Annotated in this window: 19 protein-coding genes and 1 pseudogene; 11 read left to right on the top strand and 9 right to left on the bottom strand. The window is 67.8% G+C overall.

The annotated features are described in order from the left end of the window. Positions 1-32: 32 nt before the first annotated feature. Complete coding sequence (locus AC4IJH_RS31105) at positions 33-581, bottom strand: GlcG/HbpS family heme-binding protein (RefSeq protein WP_490855262.1); 549 nt, start codon at positions 579-581, stop codon at positions 33-35. Between the two features lie 302 nt (positions 582-883). On the opposite strand from AC4IJH_RS31105, the gene AC4IJH_RS31100 reads away from it, so the two are divergent. The 4 genes from AC4IJH_RS31100 (at position 884) to AC4IJH_RS31085 (ending at position 4,117) form a co-directional block, all read left to right on the top strand. Next, on the top strand, positions 884-1,993 hold the full coding sequence (locus tag AC4IJH_RS31100) for a sensor histidine kinase (protein WP_490855261.1): 1,110 nt from the start codon (positions 884-886) through the stop codon (positions 1,991-1,993). Then, entirely contained in the window at positions 1,990-2,610 is a 621-nt protein-coding gene (locus tag AC4IJH_RS31095; protein WP_490855253.1) for a response regulator, read from the top strand. Before AC4IJH_RS31100 ends, AC4IJH_RS31095 begins: the two co-directional genes overlap by 4 nt. 89 nt (positions 2,611-2,699) lie before the next feature. Next, positions 2,700-3,569 (top strand): M12 family metallopeptidase, encoded by an 870-nt coding sequence (locus AC4IJH_RS31090; RefSeq protein WP_490855252.1) that lies wholly within the window; start codon positions 2,700-2,702, stop codon positions 3,567-3,569. A gap of 395 nt (positions 3,570-3,964) precedes the next feature. Next, entirely contained in the window at positions 3,965-4,117 is a 153-nt protein-coding gene (locus tag AC4IJH_RS31085) for a hypothetical protein (protein ID WP_490855251.1), read from the top strand. Between the two features lie 133 nt (positions 4,118-4,250). On the opposite strand, the gene AC4IJH_RS31080 is transcribed toward AC4IJH_RS31085, so the two are convergent. Continuing rightward, complete coding sequence (locus tag AC4IJH_RS31080; protein WP_490855250.1) at positions 4,251-4,616, bottom strand: iron chaperone; 366 nt, start codon at positions 4,614-4,616, stop codon at positions 4,251-4,253. Positions 4,617-4,681: 65 nt separating this feature from the next. Further along, complete coding sequence (locus AC4IJH_RS31075) at positions 4,682-5,782, bottom strand: M20 family metallopeptidase (RefSeq protein WP_490855260.1); 1,101 nt, start codon at positions 5,780-5,782, stop codon at positions 4,682-4,684. Positions 5,783-5,976: 194 nt separating this feature from the next. Here AC4IJH_RS31075 and AC4IJH_RS31070 point away from each other — a divergent pair, with 194 nt between their 5' ends. Then, positions 5,977-6,783 carry a potassium channel family protein gene (locus AC4IJH_RS31070; protein ID WP_490855249.1) on the top strand — a complete coding sequence of 269 codons (807 nt, stop codon included), beginning with the start codon at positions 5,977-5,979 and terminating at the stop codon, positions 6,781-6,783. A 524-nt stretch (positions 6,784-7,307) separates the two neighbouring features. Here AC4IJH_RS31070 and AC4IJH_RS31065 read toward each other — a convergent pair. After that, positions 7,308-7,835 carry a GNAT family N-acetyltransferase gene (locus AC4IJH_RS31065; protein ID WP_490855248.1) on the bottom strand — a complete coding sequence of 176 codons (528 nt, stop codon included), beginning with the start codon at positions 7,833-7,835 and terminating at the stop codon, positions 7,308-7,310. A gap of 629 nt (positions 7,836-8,464) precedes the next feature. Here AC4IJH_RS31065 and AC4IJH_RS31060 point away from each other — a divergent pair. Then, positions 8,465-8,914 carry a pentapeptide repeat-containing protein gene (locus AC4IJH_RS31060; RefSeq protein WP_490855247.1) on the top strand — a complete coding sequence of 150 codons (450 nt, stop codon included), beginning with the start codon at positions 8,465-8,467 and terminating at the stop codon, positions 8,912-8,914. 342 nt (positions 8,915-9,256) lie between these two features. Here AC4IJH_RS31060 and AC4IJH_RS31055 read toward each other — a convergent pair whose 3' ends face one another. Further along, positions 9,257-9,640, bottom strand: coding sequence for a hypothetical protein (locus AC4IJH_RS31055; RefSeq protein ID WP_490855246.1), 384 nt, complete (start codon positions 9,638-9,640; stop codon positions 9,257-9,259). A 709-nt stretch (positions 9,641-10,349) separates the two neighbouring features. On the opposite strand from AC4IJH_RS31055, the gene AC4IJH_RS31050 reads away from it, so the two are divergent. Beyond that, the gene (locus AC4IJH_RS31050) at positions 10,350-10,958 is read left to right on the top strand and encodes a TetR family transcriptional regulator (protein ID WP_490855245.1); all 609 of its coding nucleotides are present in this window, start codon (positions 10,350-10,352) and stop codon (positions 10,956-10,958) included. Between the two features lie 450 nt (positions 10,959-11,408). Then, positions 11,409-11,705 (top strand): hypothetical protein, encoded by a 297-nt coding sequence (locus AC4IJH_RS31045; protein WP_490855244.1) that lies wholly within the window; start codon positions 11,409-11,411, stop codon positions 11,703-11,705. 587 nt (positions 11,706-12,292) lie between these two features. Here AC4IJH_RS31045 and AC4IJH_RS31040 read toward each other — a convergent pair. Continuing rightward, positions 12,293-13,072: a class I SAM-dependent methyltransferase gene (locus tag AC4IJH_RS31040; RefSeq protein ID WP_490855243.1), complete on the bottom strand. Its 780-nt coding sequence runs from the start codon at positions 13,070-13,072 to the stop codon at positions 12,293-12,295. A gap of 109 nt (positions 13,073-13,181) precedes the next feature. Here AC4IJH_RS31040 and AC4IJH_RS31035 point away from each other — a divergent pair. Beyond that, positions 13,182-13,446: pseudogene (locus tag AC4IJH_RS31035) on the top strand (IS1380 family transposase); the annotation flags it as partial. A 67-nt stretch (positions 13,447-13,513) separates the two neighbouring features. On the opposite strand, the gene AC4IJH_RS31030 reads toward AC4IJH_RS31035, so the two are convergent. Next, on the bottom strand, positions 13,514-14,116 hold the full coding sequence (locus tag AC4IJH_RS31030) for a hypothetical protein (protein WP_490855242.1): 603 nt from the start codon (positions 14,114-14,116) through the stop codon (positions 13,514-13,516). A gap of 151 nt (positions 14,117-14,267) precedes the next feature. Next, positions 14,268-15,035 (bottom strand): hypothetical protein, encoded by a 768-nt coding sequence (locus AC4IJH_RS31025; protein WP_490855241.1) that lies wholly within the window; start codon positions 15,033-15,035, stop codon positions 14,268-14,270. A gap of 517 nt (positions 15,036-15,552) precedes the next feature. Here AC4IJH_RS31025 and AC4IJH_RS31020 point away from each other — a divergent pair. Both AC4IJH_RS31020 and AC4IJH_RS31015 read left to right on the top strand, forming a co-directional pair. Then, on the top strand, positions 15,553-15,708 hold the full coding sequence (locus AC4IJH_RS31020) for a DUF4253 domain-containing protein (RefSeq protein WP_490855259.1): 156 nt from the start codon (positions 15,553-15,555) through the stop codon (positions 15,706-15,708). 185 nt (positions 15,709-15,893) lie between these two features. Then, positions 15,894-16,172, top strand: a complete 279-nt coding sequence (locus tag AC4IJH_RS31015; protein ID WP_490855240.1) for a hypothetical protein — start codon at positions 15,894-15,896, stop codon at positions 16,170-16,172. A 35-nt stretch (positions 16,173-16,207) separates the two neighbouring features. Here the strand turns inward: AC4IJH_RS31015 and AC4IJH_RS31010 are convergent, their stop codons facing one another. Continuing rightward, on the bottom strand, positions 16,208-16,663 hold the full coding sequence (locus AC4IJH_RS31010) for a GNAT family N-acetyltransferase (protein ID WP_490855258.1): 456 nt from the start codon (positions 16,661-16,663) through the stop codon (positions 16,208-16,210). Positions 16,664-16,708: the final 45 nt, after the last annotated feature.

The following is a 16,708-nucleotide window of genomic DNA, read 5'->3' as shown; positions in this document are numbered from 1 at the left end:
GCCCCCGGACGCCACCGGCCGCCCACCGTGTCCTACTTGGCGAGCGCGGCCGCGCCGGCCTGGGCGAACTTCTCGTCCAGGTCACCGCTGGGCGCTCCCGCCACGCCGATGCCCGCGACCGGGGCGTTCTTGGCGGTGACGGGCGCGCCGCCCGCGAGGAAGAGCGTGCCGGGGATGTCCTTGAGGTTGGGGGCCTGGGCGAGCCGCTTGACGAGCTCGGAGGTGGGCGCGTTCCAGGAGACGGCAGTGAAGGCCTTGCGCTCGGCCGACTCGGGCGACTGGGGGCCCGCGCCGTCGCCGCGCAGGGTGACGATGGTGTTGCCGTCGCGGTCGACGACGGCGACGGAGATCCGCTGGTTGTCCTTCTTCGCGGCGTCGAGGGCGGCCTGAGCGGCCTTGGTCGCGGCGGCCACCGTCAGGTGCGTGGACTGCCGCAGGCTGCCGTCGGCGGCCGTGGCCGCGGCGGCGGGCTTCGCGTGGGCGGCCGGGGCGGTGGCGCTCGCGGAGACGGCGCCGAAGGTGCCGGTGACGACGGCCGCGGCGGCCGCGGTGATCAGGATCTTCTTCTTGAGGTTCTTCACGTCGAGCTTGGCATCGAGGTTCTTCACGGGATGGCTCCTTGGGACCGGGGAGCGGTTCGGGTGCGCTCCGGATTCGATCCTCCGGCCGCTCCCGGGGCGGTGCGGTCCGTGCTTCGGCTGTTCCTGCCGTGCCGGGCGGAGGACGGGCGCGTCTACCCATCGGTTGACGCCGCGGTGCTCCCGACGGGGCACCATGGCGGTGTATACCCAGGTCACGGTGTATACCCAGGTCAAGGCCCCGCAATGGAGTGAGCACGGTGCAGCACCCGCCCGACCCCGACGCACGCTGGCTCGCCCAGGTCATGCACGTCGCGTTCTTCCTGCTGCTCGGCGCCTCGCTCGCCCGCTATCTGCTGCGGCACCCCTGGGAGGGCCGCTCCCCCTGGATTCTGGCGCTGTCCGGCGTGCTCGCCGCCCTGTATGTGCTGGGGCCGGTCCTCGGCGCGCGCGTCGCTCCGCGGCGGGTGGCCTGGCTGGTCACGGTCGTCGCGGTGTGGATGGTACTCGTCCTTCTCGCGCCCAGCCTCGCCTGGTGCGCGGTCCCGCTCTTCTACACGGGGCTGCGTACGCTGCCGTGGCGCGCCGCTCTCGTACTGGTCGCCCTGCTCACCGCGTTCGTCATGGTCGCGCAGCTCAAACTCGCCGATGGCGGCTTCGACCCGAATCTGCTGATCGCGCCGCCCGCCGTCGCCGCGATCGCCACGGCCGTCTTCGTCCACTCCGAGCGTCTCGCCGCCCGTCAGCGTGCCCTCATCGACGACCTGATCACCACCCGTCGCGAGCTGGCCGCCACCGAGCGCCGCGAGGGCACCCTCGCCGAACGCCAGCGTCTGTCGATGGAGATCCACGACACCCTTGCCCAGGGCCTGTCCAGCCAGCAGATGCTGCTGCAGGCAGCCGACCGCACCTGGGACAGCGATCCGGCGACCGCTCGCGATCACATCCGTACGGCCCAGTCGATCGCCGAGCACAACCTCGCCGAGGCCCGCCGGTTCGTCCACGATCTGGCCCCCGCCGACCTGGCCGAGCACGGCAGTCTGGAGGAGGCCCTGCGCGCGGTGGCGGCCCGCGAGTCCGCGGACTTCCGTATCGACGGCACGCCGCTCCCTGTGCCGACGGGCGTGCAGTCGGCGCTGCTGCGGATCGCGCAGGGCGCACTGGCCAACGTCCGCGAACACGCTCAGGCCAGTGCCGCCGTCCTCTCCCTGACCTACCTCGACGACCAAGTCGTCCTGGACATCGCGGACGACGGCCGCGGCTTCGCACCGCACGCCCGGCCCGATGGCGTACGGGGCCACGGTCTGCCCGCGATGCGGGCGCGCGTACGCCAGCTCGGCGGCACCCTGACCATCGAGTCGGCACCCGGCGAGGGCACGGTGCTCTCGGCGTCGATCCCCCTGGAGAGCCCGTGACCGTACGCACCCTGCTCTGCGACGACCACGCCGTCGTCCGCGCCGGCCTGCTCGCCCTCCTCGGCAGCGCGCCCGGCATCGAGGTCGTCGGGGAGGCGGGCAGCGGTGAGGAGGCCATCGCGATGGCGGCCAAGCTGAAGCCGGACGTCGTTCTGATGGACCTCCAGCTCGGGGAGGGCATCGACGGCGTCGAGGCCACCCGCCGGATCGCCTCGCCGACGGTCCATGTCCTCGTGCTCACCACGTACGACACCGACGCCGACATCACCCGCGCCATCGACGCGGGCGCAACGGGCTACCTGCTCAAAGCCGAACGCCCCGAGGAACTGTTCACCGCGATCCACTCTGCCGCCCAGGGCCGCACCGTCCTGTCGGCGCCGGTCGCCAGCCGGGTCCTGGACCGGATGCGGGGTACGGCCGCGCCGACCCTGACCAGCCGGGAGCTCGACATTCTCAGCCAGCTCGCGCGCGGTCTGGGCAACCGCGACATCGCCCGCGCCCTGTTCATCAGCGAGGCGACGGTGAAGACCCATCTGGGCCGCATTTACGCCAAGTTGGAAGTGGACACGCGGGCAGGCGCGGTGGCAGTGGCCAAGGAACGGCGGCTGCTCCCGTAGCACCGCGGCTCCCTGAGCGGCGTGATCCCGGTATTGCCGGGGAGCCTGCACCCGCATCCCGGCTCTGTCGGCAAAGGGCCGGAGTCTCAATGGCCCCGGCGTCCCCACGGCTGCATTCCCGCAAGTCCCTTGCCGGACAGCACTATCGACTCCTCACAGCGTCACTCGTTTCGCGGGCATGCGGCCTTCTTCGGCAGCGCGACAGTGAAAGTTCCTACCCAAGTGACCCGAGGGAAGGGGCTGACATGGGGTTCGGACGAGCGGACCGGGCACGTTATCTGTGGCCCGGCGGGCGGCTGCCGTACACGATCGACAATGAGGCATTCCCCAACGGATCCGGCGCACGTACCGCGATCAATGCGGCGCTTCAGGCGTGGAATGCGACCGGAGTGATTTCGGGTGTGCCACGCACCGAAAACGACCAGGATTTCATCGAGTTCGAGGCGGCCGTGGGCCAGTGCGCCTCGCGTATCGGACGGATGGGCGGCAGGCAGCAGATCGTCTGTGCCTTACCCATCGACACGACCGGTGTCGCCGGCGGGTACATCGCCGTCGCGTTCCAGACTCCGCAGCCGGCCACGGCCGCGTACATCGACAACCGCGGCGTCTTCAGCGTCTCCTGGGCCGGTCCGGACGGCCGCTGGCACCCGCCCGCCCCGGTGGGCGGACCGGTCGCCCAGCCCGGATCACCGGTGACACTGCGCCATCAGACCGACAACCTCCTCACCACGGTGTTCATCGGTACGGACCGGACCCTGCACGTGGCCTGGGTCGAGGGCACCGGCGCCTGGCACGCCCCGGTCAGCATCGGCGGAGTCACCGCCCCACCGGGAGCCGGCGTCGCCCTGGAGAAGCAGACCGACAGCCAGCTCACCGCCGTCTTCGTCGGCGACGACCGGCGCATGCGCGTGGCCTGGGTGGTGGGCACGGGCGACTGGCAGGGGCCCGTACCGGTCTGAGCCACGGCCCCCACGCCTTCCCGAAAAGCGCTTTCCACCCCCCTGCCTGGTGGCCTAAAGTGCCGTCCGCACCAGGCCTACGAGCCTTTATGCACTCGCCGGGCCTCTCCCGCACGACGCGTGCTGGAATCCACTCGGCAGGTGCCACAGACGCAGAAAGGGGTGTGACGCCGTGAAGTGGCGAACCTAGCCGCCCGCCCGGAAAGTCCGGGAGTCCGGGCGGCGGTTCCGAAAGGAACGAGATGTCCCGTACGGACAAGACAAAGCCACTGTGGGTACGCCACGCGGAACACCACCCTCGGCCGGTTCACGATCACCGCCACGGCGCCTGCGATCTGCCGCCGAACCCGACACGGGAGGACTCGCACACCCGCTGCCGATGGGAACACCCCGGCATGCTGCTGTTCGGCCACACCTGCTGCTCGGGATGCAATGAGCGCTCCTGCGTCAAGGAATGGCAGGAGTACGTCAAGGCCGGCAACCGCAGGGAACGCTACGCAGGCCGACGCGAGGCCCGCCGTTTCGCCACCGGAGCGGACAGCGACTGATCCCGCCCCTCACGGCCCAAGGCCCGGGCAGAATTCCTGAGGTGCGCGCCAAGGGGGACTCCCTCCCACGGTGCGCACCCCAGATCGCCACCATCCACCGCCCTGGATTCCCACATCACCTGCACCGGCGGCGTCAGCAGACCTTGCCCGGTCCGGCCGCCGTAGCCCTCAAGAGATCTCGCACCAGATCGAAGTCGATGTGCTCCGGCTTACGGAACCGCAGGCAGCCCTTGCCCATGTCCTGCCCGGCCAGCCGGTCCTCGAATGCGTCGCGGACATCGCTGCGCATGAGGTACAAGGAGATGTATTGCTTCTGGCTGGCGAAGGCGATCTCGGCTGTGCCGTCACGCTGGTAGGCGGGCATACCGTACGCCATCACCTCGTCGAACCCTTTGAGTTCGTCCCGGCACATCCGCAGCAGTTCAGCCAACGCGTCTCTTCGCTCTTCGGGAACCTCGGCGAGGTAACCGTCGACATCCACCGCCTTGCTCTGCACCATGCGGCAAGCCTATGCGGAACGTGTGGCGCCGGTCCTCTCGCGGAGGCTGGCATGCGCACGCACCCCTACACCTCTCCGTTCTGGATCGCCTTCACCAGTCCGGCAGCAAGCATCGCCCGCTCGGCCATTGCGCCGACCACCAGATACTCGTGGTCGGCGTGAGCACCGCCCCCGACTGCGCCCAGGCCATCGAGCGTGGGCACTCCCAGCGCGGCCGTGAAATTGCCGTCGCTCCCGCCGCCGACGGCCTTGCCTTCGATACCGGGCAGCAGCCGCTGTGCCACCGCGAAAAGCCCGACCGCTGCCGACTCGGGCATCGGAGGACGGCCGACAGCTCCCTGAACCGAAATCTCCGCCTCGTCGAGATGCGGAGTCAGCGCCGCGAACGCCGATTCGACGCGCTCTTTTTCGTCGGCCGACTCGACCCGAACGTCGACGATGAGGGTCGCCTCCGCAGGAACGACGTTGTCCAGCGTCCCCGCGGACGCGACGGTCGGCGTTACGGTCGTACCGATGTCAGGCCGCCCGAACGCCGCGATGTCCAGCACCTGGTGCGACGCTTCGATCAGAGCGTTGACCCCGGCCGCGGGCTCAAGACCAGCGTGCGACGCCCGGCCCTTGATGGAGACCTGGAACGTCCCGCAGCCCTTACGGCCGGTCTTCAGACCTCCACCCTCAGCAGCGCCCTCGAATACGAGAACAGCGCCGCAGGCGAGGGCGCGTTCTTCGATGAGAGCGCGAGAGGAATGGGAGCCGACCTCTTCGTCGGCGGTCACCAGAATCTCGACACCCGACCGGTCATCGAGCGCCGCCACACCATGAATGGCCTGCACCAGACCGCCCAGCATGTCGAAGACCCCGGGCCCGGTCGCCCGCCCGTTCTCGACCGCGAACGGGCGGCGTTCAAGGGTGCCCAGCGGAAACACCGTGTCGTGGTGCCCCAGAATGAGCACCTGGGGATCGCCGCCGCCCGACCAGTGCACGTGCGGCCCGGCTTCACTCTCAATGAGCACGGCCTGCCCGCCAAGCCGGCTCTCGATGACACCGGCGACAGCCCTGGCCGATGCCGCCAAAGCGTCGAGATCGCGCGACGGAGACTCGACTTCGACGAGTGTCCGGAGATCCTCGATCATCGCGTCAACACTCACATCAACGCTCTTGTGCATCATCACGCCGCAAGGGTACTAGGAGCGGTACATCCGCCGAGGTCAGGCCGGTCGCTGGCCCGTATCGCCGAGGTGCACGGGCCTCGGACCGGCGGGAGCGGAATACCGGCCGCGATGTGGCCGAAGCCCGCCCTTGTCCCTCCAAGGGATTCACGGCTCGGATGTCGGGCCCCGCGGCTCCTTACGATGACCGCATGCGGGGAGCTGAAGCAGAAAAGCGCTGGGAGCAGCACACACGACAGCCGCTTCTGTGGTTCGCGGTGCTGTTCGGCGTCGTCTACGCCGTACCCATCGTGGCTCCCGGCTCCGATCCCCTGCTGCACCTGGTGTGCCGGGTCATCGAGTGGCTGGTGTGGGGGCTGTTCGCCGTCGACTACGCCGTACGGCTGTGGGTGAGCCCCGACCGCAAGCGCTTCGTACGCAGCCAGCCGCTGGCCCTGATCGCCGTACTGCTGCCCCTGCTCCAACCACTGCGGCTACTGCGGCTGGTATCCATGCTGCTCCTGGCCGGCCAGCGGGCCCGCATGGCAGCACAGGTACGGCTGACGACCTACGTGGCCGGGTCGGTCGGCGGGCTGCTCATGTTCGGCTCGCTCGCCGTACTGGAAGTCGAACGAGACGCACCCGGCGCGAACATCAAGACCCTCGGCGATGCCCTGTGGTGGTCCTTCACGACCATGACCACGGTCGGCTACGGCGACCACTCCCCCACGACCGGCGTGGGACGGATCCTCGCGGTGGGCCTGATGCTGGCGGGCATCGCCCTCCTCGGCGTGGTCACCGCGAACATCGCCGCATGGTTCATCTCCCGCTTCGAGCGCGACGACATCGAGGAACGCCACCTGCTGTCGGCACTCAACGCACTGACACTGGAGGTACGCGCACTACGCGAGCAGGTAACCGAACTGGCAACAGCAGTACGCGAACCAGTCCCACCGCCCCGACCAGCCCCCGCCCCATCGCCGACCGTCGCCCCTTCGGTCAGCGCTCCGGGATCGTGAATTTTCTTGAGGCGTCGTTGATTTGGGCAGACACCCCTCCGAAGCTGCCACTGCCGTCGCAGGTATTCTTGAACCCGCCCCAGGCCAGGCCCGCCGATTCAGCACGGCACCTGCGGTGGAGCCCGAGACGCGCTGGACCTCTTGAGGCAGACGGGAACCCCTACATCCTCGTGCCCTGCTGCCCGTCACGTCTGCGGATGCCGAAGTGGTGCTGGGCGCGCACCATGACGAAGTCCGCAGCGCTCACTGTCGGAACGCGGGACTCCATGATCGGGCCATCGATCTCCACGCATCGTCTCGGCTCTCAAAGCGGAACTGCGGCATTCGGCGATACGACTGGACTCCTGGGCTTCCAAGTAAGGCCGAAGCAGCGATCTAGCCCGAAGAGTCGGCCAGCGACCTCGCCTCCGGCGGATACCTGCCCGCGGACCGTACGCAGCTGGCTCTCGCGCCGTGCAATCCCCTCCGCAGCGGCCGCCTCGCCGGGAACCCGACAGTCGCAAAACACCATTGCCCAGGCGGTGTTAGGGCTTCAGCAGCCCGCCCACCCACCAGTCGTGAGGTGTGCCGTTGACCATGCTGCGCTGGTGGAGGGTGCCTTCGAGCGTGAAGCCGAGTTTTTCGGCGAGTGCGCGCGAAGCCGTGTTCCCCACCATCGCCCACCATTCGAGCCGGTGGGCATCGAGGGCGGTGAATCCCCAGTCGCAGAGCGCGCGTGCGGCCTCTGCGGAGTAGCCCTGGCCGCGCTGCTCCTTGACTGCCCAGTACCCGAGTTCGTAGACGCCCTGGGAAATTTTGGTCAGACAGAAGGAGCCCACCAAGGCGCCGTTGTCGGCGCGAAATGCGCCGAGGATGTGGTCACGGTCGGTGTCCCAGCCCTGCGGCGCGGTCTTCGTGACGTATTTCTCGGCGTCTTCGCGCTGGAACGGTACGGGCACCGGTGTGTAGTGCTGGATGTCGGCATCCTGACAGGCTGCGTATACCGCGTCGGCGTCGGAGGGGGTGAAGGGCCTGAGCAGCAGGCGGGCCGTCTCCAAAGTCACGGGATCCATGGCTGCAGTATGGCCAGCGGCAAGTTTGGGGGACCAACGATTTAATGGGCCTCAGAGAGCGGAACTTGGGCGAACGCCGGACCACGACCGAAGAGGCCGGGCTGGAAGCGTGCTGTGGTGCTGGGGGTGCTCGCCCTGCCCTCTGTCGGCTATGCGCTGTTGTTGTGGCAGGGGCCGTGGTGGTTGGACGGCGGGCGGCTGAGGGAGCGGGGTCTGCAGCCGGCCGACGGCGTAGTGATTACGGGTGTGCGCACCATGCTGGTCGCACTGGGCGCCGGAGCGGCCGCCGCTGCCGGTCTGTACTACACCGACCGCACCTTGCGGCATACCCGGGACCGGGACCGCGAGCAGGCGGAACTGGCCCGCGAAGGGCAGGTCACCGACCGGTACGTCGAGGCCATCAAACTCCTCGCGTCCGACCGGACGGTGGAGCGGCTGGGCGGCCTGTACGCGCTGGAGCGCATCATGCGCGACTCCCCCAAGGACCACCTCAGCATGATCGAGGTCCTGGGCGCGTTCATCCGGGAGCACACAGCGGTGTCTGGCCCCGCGCCGGATTCCATCGAGGCTGAGCCCCAGTCAGACGGGTCCTCACCGCGGCCGGGGAGCATGTCCAAGCCGCCCTCACGGTGCTGGGGCGGCGGCCGGTGCGGCCGGAACCCTTCCGCATCGATCTGCGGCGCACCGAGCTGCGCGGCGCGGACCTCAAAAGGGCCCGACTGGAGCGCGTACGTCTGGCCGGTGCCCAGTTGGATGGGGCAGACCTGGCGGAGGCCCATCTGGAGCGGGCGTGGCTGCCCGAATGCCGTCTGACCAGAGCATGGCTGGTCCGGGCCCACATGCAAGAGGCGTATCTACGGACAGCCGACCTGCGCGGTGCCTGCGCGCAAGGCGCCCATCTCCAGGGCGCGAACCTGCATGAGGCCGCCCTGTCAACGGCCCACACCTGCACGGCAGAACAGCTGAACTCGGCGCTGCTCGATGGCGCTACACGGCTGCCGCCCGGCATCGCGAAGGACCCACACATACGGGAAGCCCTCAAAGAGTTCCCCCAACCTCTCGGCGAGCCCAACGCCTAGGGTCCGGGGCCCCGCCGCCATTGGCTCGCGAACGACCGAATAGGTCGCACCCGCTGCTCTCCAGGCACTCCCCGAGGTGTGCCCAACACCACCTCAATGTCAGCGCCCGTCACCGCTCGTATCGTCGCGAAAGAAGTGCAACTCCAGCACCAGTGGCCGAGAGGCGAGCCATCGTCCGGCATGGGGCGGCCAGCTGACGGGCCATCAACTATCCAGACTTGAGTCAGCTCTCATCAGGGCCATTGTCAGGTGAAGCTACGCCGCAGCGCGCGTAGCTCTTCGGGATGCCTAACAGGCCCTTTCCGCGAGCGAATTCAGCACTTCCGCACCGCCCACTGCCACCTACATGAGACCGACACTGCGCAGCGGAACGAAGAGATGGCGGGCCCTGTGTTCCGCGGCCACCATCGCGGCTCCAGTGCTGGACGCCGCCGTGGCCTGGGCAAGGGCGCTCGTGTGGTACTCACAGGTCGCGCACTCGGGGTCCCAGTCGGGCAGGTTTTCTTCATGTGCGGCGGACAGATGCCGAGCGAGGTTGATCTCGGCACCCACTGCACTGTCCATGGGGTCCCAGTCCACACCGCGCTTACCGGTGAGCCACCGTTCGTCCGCGGCCGCCTGGACGCGTTTCATCACTGCGTAAAGGCGAACACATTCGTCGCAGTCCCACATCCAGGCCGGCGGCAGCGGCCACTGGTCCTCGGGGTTGGTGTCCTCGGCGCTCATGCCCTCACGGTAGTAGCGGGGTTCAGCACGACGCAGCCGATCAATGGAATCGACGCAGCGCCACTCGCGCGCAGACGGCAAAGCACGCACATACAACAGCGCCAGTTCGAAGAGCGGACAACTCTTCCTATACTTCGAGGTGTTGAGCGTCCACCCGCGACGGCCGCAACGGTGCGCAGCTTCGGGGTGTACAGCACTTCCTCGCGCCACAGCAGCTCGGAAAGAGCCATCACCCTTGAGGTGAATCGACAACGCGTGAACGTGACGGCGGATCCCTTAACCGCCGGCAGCGCGACGTCTCGGGTTGATGCTCGCGTCATGGATAACGGAAACGGGCGCCGGGTCCGTACGGCCGCCCGCTGGACGGCCCGGCTCGCAGCCGTGATGGCGACACCCGCGTTCGCCTACGCCGTCTTGGCAGCACCCGTCGATGCGAGCTCCGCAGCGACGAACTGCTTCGTCAACGACGTCATCGCCTCCGTCAACGGTCCGCTGGGCAGGATCCACGCAATTCCGGCGACGACGAGATTCATGTGTCGGTACGGCTGTCCTGCGCCTTCAAGCCCGTTGTTACGCCACTGACCCCGTTCAGCCCTCCTTCCGCGAGCGGTCGACGTGCGCCCTCCTGCCACAGGTGGGGCCGCGTCACCCCGCATCCAACATTTCATACTGGGTTCATTTCTAGACCGAGTATGGATACTATCTTCGCATGGCGGGGCTTCGGGAGCGTAAGAAGGAACAGACGAAGCAGCGGATCGCCGCGGTGGCGTTGAGGCTGTTCAGCGAGCGTGGTTTCGATGATGTGACGGTGAGTAAGATCGCCGAGGGGGCCGAGGTCGCCAAGGCCACGCTCTTCGCGTACTTCCCCAGTAAAGAGTCGCTCGTGCTGGAGGGCGTGGGACAGGACGATCTGGCCGGGGTCGTCGCGCGGCGGCCGGAGGGGCAGTCTCCTCTCGCAGCACTGAGGGCTCACTATCGGGCGTTCGCGGCCGGGCAGATGGCGGCCGTGGACAGCGACGAAGTGGTAACCCGTATGCGGGTGATTCTTGACAGCTCTGCGCTCAGCGGGGCCGCGAATTCTCTGCTCTACCAGCAGCGGCGGGCACTGGCCGAAGTGCTGGCCGAGGAATACGGAGACACGGCAGCCGTGCTGATGGCGGCTCAGATCGCCGCGACTCTCCTCACTCTCCAGGAGTCGTTCTTTCATCTTCTGGTGAGCGGCGCATCGCCGCAGGAAGCGGCCCGGACACTGGCCGAGGACACCGAGCTCGCCTTTGACCTGCTTGAACATGGCATCGGCGACACGAAGGGACAGTGAGTGACGTGCGCGCACGGGGCATCAATTACGACACCGGGTTCCTCCCCGGGCAAGACCTCTCCCGTAAGAACTTCAGCTCCGAGACGGTCCGACATGAAATGGCAGTGATCTCCAGTGATCTCCACTGCGATGCCGTCCGCATTTCCGGGCGGGATCCCGAGCGACTGAGCATCGCCGCCCGGCACGCCGCGGACGCGGGTCTCGAAGTCTGGTTCTCCCCCTTCCCCGTAGATCTTTCTCCTGAGCAGTTGCTCCCGTTCTCTCGCCGAGGTCGCCACCGCTGTACGCGCACATTTCGGAGGGCGCGTCACGTGCGCCTCCGCCCCTTGGGAGTCCGTCGACTGGGGCCCGTTCGACCTCGTCGGCATCGACGCCTACCGGGATGCCCACAACACGGACAGCTTCCGGGATGAGCTGCGCGGGCACTTCGCCCACGGTAAACCCGTCGCGGTGACCGAGTACGGAACCTGCGCGTACCAGGGCGCGGGGGAACGCGGTGGCATGGCGTGGCAGGTCCCGCCGGACGCCGTACCCGACGAGGACGAGCAGGTGCGGCACTTCACCGAATTGCAGGACATCTTCGAGGAGGAAGGCGTGGACACCGCGCTCTGGTTCACCTTCGCGGGTTTCGGCAGACCCGGGAGCCGGGACCTCAGCTCCTACGGCATTGTCCGGATGCTCGATAACACCCGCTGGGAACCGAAGAAGGCGTTCCATGCAATGGCAGCCAGCTATCAGCGCCGTTAAAGCGCGAAGACCCCGCCCTGCCGGTGCAAGGTGCCTGTCTACAGGCCACGCGCGGGCCGTACGGACCCAGGGCACTTCCCGCTGCTGCGGCGCCTCGTCGAACTGGCCTTGGAAAGGGTACGCCCCCTCCACGGCAAGGGATCAGAGCTCGGCAGGGCCGGCGCACCCCGGCCACTGCTCCTCCAAAGGCACGCGAGGCTTTGTCAGCAACGAAACGGCCTTACATCGATGGTCAGTTGGTTGTTTTCTTCGCCCGCTGCCATCGTCGCGTCATCAGCGGTGCCCGGCTCCTCCACAACGCCCCGTCCCCATGCGCGATGAGCCTGGCGGCAAGCGCGAGGAGTGTGGGCGCGGGTGCCGGTGCCGAAGGTCCGCAGGGTCAGGTCACGTCGTACGCCGCGCTGCTTCTCCGCCGGATCGTCCCAAGAGAGGCCGACATCTCCTGGCCTCGCGACTGCATGAAACCGGCTGTCCGGCAGGCGGTCGGCCCAGCGAGAATGAGGATTGTCGAGGCCGTCGTTCCCGCACCAGCCGGAGGCACCTCTCGGGTGAGCAAGCCGGTCAGGCCTGGGTGTTGGCGTGATGCCTCACAGCCGCCGGACGCGCAGCACGCCGGTCAGCATCGGGAGAGTGAACTCGCCGCGGGCTGTCTCCGGTCGGCTCGCGAGGAAAGCGCGGATCCGGCCCAACGTGGCCTCTTGTTCCTGTTCTGGCATGACCAGCACCCCCGCGCGCGTCGCGATGGTCGCGACGAGAGAGTCGGCGGTGCGCCGCTGCCCATGCGGGAACTCGGCCTGCTCCGGTGAGCCGAACCGGGCGGCCACACCGGTCTTTGGAAGGTGCATGTCGGCCGTCTCGGCGCGCCAGCTGGCTGGCGTGTCACGCGGGCCGATGGCCGCGCTCCCGCTGACCCGCGCGAGCCCGGAAACCCACTCGACCCCGTCGTCCATGACGTTCCACAGACCGGCCAGGATGCCGCCGGGTACGAGGACCCTGGCGATCTCCGGTCCCGCGACACCCATGTCGAACCAATGCATGGCGTTGCCGGCCAGCACGGCATCGACGGACGCGTCCGGCAGCGGTATCGCCTCGGCGCTGCCCGACAGGGCACGGACTGCAGGCAGCGAGCGGCGCAGCTCGGTCAGCATCGCCGAATCGGGCTCGACTGCAATGGCTTCGGCACCCAGCTCGACCAGTGTGGCGGTCAGCTTGCCGGTTCCGGCGCCGAGGTCGAGTACGCGCGGGCCGGACGCGGGCTCAAGCGCCCACTGCGCCGCGGCCTGCGCGTAGTTGGGACGGTGCTCGGCGTATGCGGCCGCCGCCGCGCCGAACGACGAGGAATGAAGCAGCCGTTCACCCTGATCCATTCGGCTACCCTATTGGGGCTGCTGGCGGTCGGATACCCCACGTCACCGCTCCGGCGACGGCCACCCGATAGCGCGCTGAGGAACGCCCCTGACCTCGGACGATGCGTCGGCCGTGCACGACCCGGGCAAGGTCAGGTGGATGTCGCGCTCGTGGTCGCTCAAGGCGGGGGGACCTGGCGGACGTGGCGATGCTGCGGGCCGGGCCCGAGGTGTTCCGCCCAGTTGCCTCCGATCCGACCGTCTCCTGCCGCTTCGGCGCTCTGGCCGCGACCGGCCCGAAGCCGCTCACCGCGGTCCGCTCAAACCGTACCGAAGTACGCGGCGACGTCTGGGAGTTGGCCGGGGCCGGCGCTCCGGCTGCCGATGGTCAGGTGACGGGGACTCGTGAACGATCGAGGCCAGTGCTCGGAGGTGCCGACGCAGAACGCACCGCGCGCTGGGCTATCCCAATTGGTCGACGGAATCGCGGTGCGGGTGTTCCGGTTCTCCGTGAGGGAGTTCGAGGAGCTGACGGGCCGCCGCGAGGATTTCGTCCAGCTGTTCCTGGCCGGCAGGCAGCACATCGCCGAGATCGTCCACCAATTCCCGTGAGACACGGACGAACGTCTGAAGTTCGGCGGGATGACCGAGCTCACATGCCGCCTCCTGCCAAATGAGGTCGGCGCCATCGACCGGGTCAAGACTTCCCGCAACGATCCGCCCGGCCCACCAACGTGCCATGGTCCAACGCGCCGCCGCGAGATTCTCCGGGGTCAGCGGCACCAGCCCGAGCTCGTCCATCACCATGTCGAACAGCTCACCGGCCTCGCCCTGCTCATTGCGTCCGAGACCAGCCAAGAGGGGCAGGGACGGGGAGTCGACACCGGCGAGGAGTGCGTCGAGGGCGGTCTGGATGATGTGCGAGGGACCGGTCAGGGGCCAGCCACAAGCGCGGTCGGCCGCGCGGAGGCACATCTGACCTATGGCGACGGCAGCCGGCATAGGTTGCCCGCCATCGTCCTCACCGGCAACGCGCTGCCGGATTTCGTGGTGATTCAGCGCCATCACTCCCCAACCCACTCCATCTCACCGCGACGTCAGTACTTCTTCCCCAGCACTTCGCCGCAATTCCTCGCGGCCCGCAGCGACCGCATCACTCCCGTCCCATTCATGAGCAAGTACTGCGCAGCCCGCGTTACGTACCGCGTCAGGAAACCTACGGTGAACGCTTGTCGACGGTCGCGCACGCCCGGCATGAAGTGGCCTGGTCGGGGTCATAGCGGCGGCGTCGGCAATCGCACCAGGGCCAATCCAGGCAGGCCGGACACTGTAGATACGGGGCTGCGACCGGAACACCGCACGCTCCGTTCCGTCCCGAGCACTCCAGCATCGGTGGCCGATAGGACACCGCCTCGGCGGGCGTACGATCCGCCGCCGATGCCGCCAGCCCGGGTGGACTGCTCCGCTCCACGAGTCCATCGCCTTCATCGTCACGCGGGACGGTCAGCAGACGTCCTCCACGGCAGGCCTTGCACGGCACGTCGTCCTGATCGGGGCGTTCGGGCGGGGCCAGGATCCACCCGTCCTCACACCGGCCCGCGCACACCGTCGCGGCCAGCAGCCACACCGCGACGTCGTCGGGGCGGTATCCGTCCTGCCGTTCATCTGCATTGCGGGACAAGGGACGGTTCGCCCAACTCGCCCACCAGCGGCGCTCAATGCGCCCCGCGAGGCGGGACACGGAGTGCTGGCACAACTCGCTCTGAATCGTCTCGATCACTCTGGGCGGTACGTTGCCGCCGCAGGCACTGATGACCTTGCCCGGTAGAGCGGCCAGAACGGCGCGCACGGGGTCGGCCGCAGTGGCAGCCTCCTGGCACCGGTCGCACTGATCCCAGTCCCAGGTACGGGGGAAATAGGTACGCACCCATTTCCGGTGCCGATCCTTGCGCTGTTCCGGCTCGACATGAACGATGCCGTCCACCGGATCGCCACGGTCCGGCAGCGGAGCCGAACAGGTCCGGCACTGCCCCCGGCAGGTACGGCAACGCCCACCGTCAGGGGTGAGCGCCTGGCAATTGGGGCACTCGCGACGGCACACCTTGCACAGATGATCCTCAGGGTGCGGCTGAGGCAACCACCGTTGCTCGCCCTGACAGCGCACGCACCGGCGCGTATCGGTCTCTTCCCGGTGAGTGGCCAAAACCGGCTGCCCCGGACACTGATCGCAGCGTACGACGGCCCGGTCGGCGCGATAACGCACGCTCATGCAGCACTCCCAGTCTGACTCTTCTCGGCTTTTCGGGTTGACGGACAGCGAGCTACACAGCGTACCTACCGCTGCCTCTCTCCGATCACGCCTCGGGGGGGCATGACGACCGGTACGAAACCGGCGTACCGGCCAGGCGCTACGGCTACCGCCTCCTACGCATCATCCTGGTCGAGCCTCGCGCCCGGCAGAGCCGCGCTGCGGTACCTGACACGCAGGCAGTCCAGTACGCCTGGACACTGGTCCCACGAACAAGGAAGGCGCCTTCCTCGTCGCCGCCGAACATTTCGCCTTCTGCCCCGACCGTGTCTGGCAGGGCACCCACCCTCACTCCCTGACTGCCTTTACCGAACCTGTCGTCAACACGAACTCCTGGAAATTCTGGTGAGACTGAGCACGAGCGGGACGGGAAGAGGCTGGTTGCAACCCTTCAGCCATGGTGCATAGCCTTGCCGTGTGTCACATTCTCACCTCCGGTTCCATAACCCCGATGCGCTGCCGCATGATGTAGTCCTCGAGATCCTGGACAGTGCGCTACTTGACCGTTCGAAATAATTCTCCGCGCAGGAAGCCTTGGTCGGCATCGCGCTCAACGACGATGACCGGGAGTTCATCGAGCGATGCTGTCTGGAGGTGGGAGCACGGGCTACTCCCGGAAGCCAGCTGCTCGGCCTGGCCGGTCTGTGCCTGGGGCATGCGGCCCGCCGTTTCCGATACATCGGCGAGCAAGCCGTCGCACTGGCAGAGGCCCTGGCAGCTCGGGCGGAGCTCGACCCATCGGATGTTGATGGACGAGCTCTCGACGGGATCGACGACATTCGTCTTTTCTTGCACCGCGGCGAGACGAATTAGTTCGGATCTGCGGGATCGTAGATCCAGGTGTTCCCTCAGAGTTTCCTTGTCATGAAGGCGCTGTTCGGGTCGGGCCGGTAGTCGGCGAACGGTTCGCAGTACGCGAACCCAAACTTCTCGTACAGCTTTCTGGCGGGGAGGAAGAACTCGGCAGCGCCGGTCTCCAGACTCAGGCGCGTGAAGCCCATGCATTCGGCCTCGGTGATGATGTGCTTCAGCAGTTGGGACGCAACTCCGCTCCGCTGCCGCGTCGGCCTGGTGCGCATCGACTTCAGTTCCGCGTGGCGCGCGTCCAGCCTCTTGATTGCACAGCAGCCCACCAGGATGTCGCCGTCCGAGGCCGACCAGAAGGTTATGTCCGGCTTTCGGAGGCTGTTGAGGTCGAGCGCGTGCTTGCTCTCCAGCGGTGTGAGGGATCGCATCTGCTGGACGTGCTCTTCGAGGAACTCGGCGATCTCCGGGCCGGAGAGGTCATCTACCGCGATCTTCAACGTGCTCACCTTTCATCGCTCCTGCGGCCGAGGAGTGTGCCGTGC

This window comes from Streptomyces sp. UF-297, from assembly GCF_058245575.1.
Note: the sequence above shows the minus strand (reverse complement) of the source record. Positions and strands in the feature narration are given on the sequence as shown.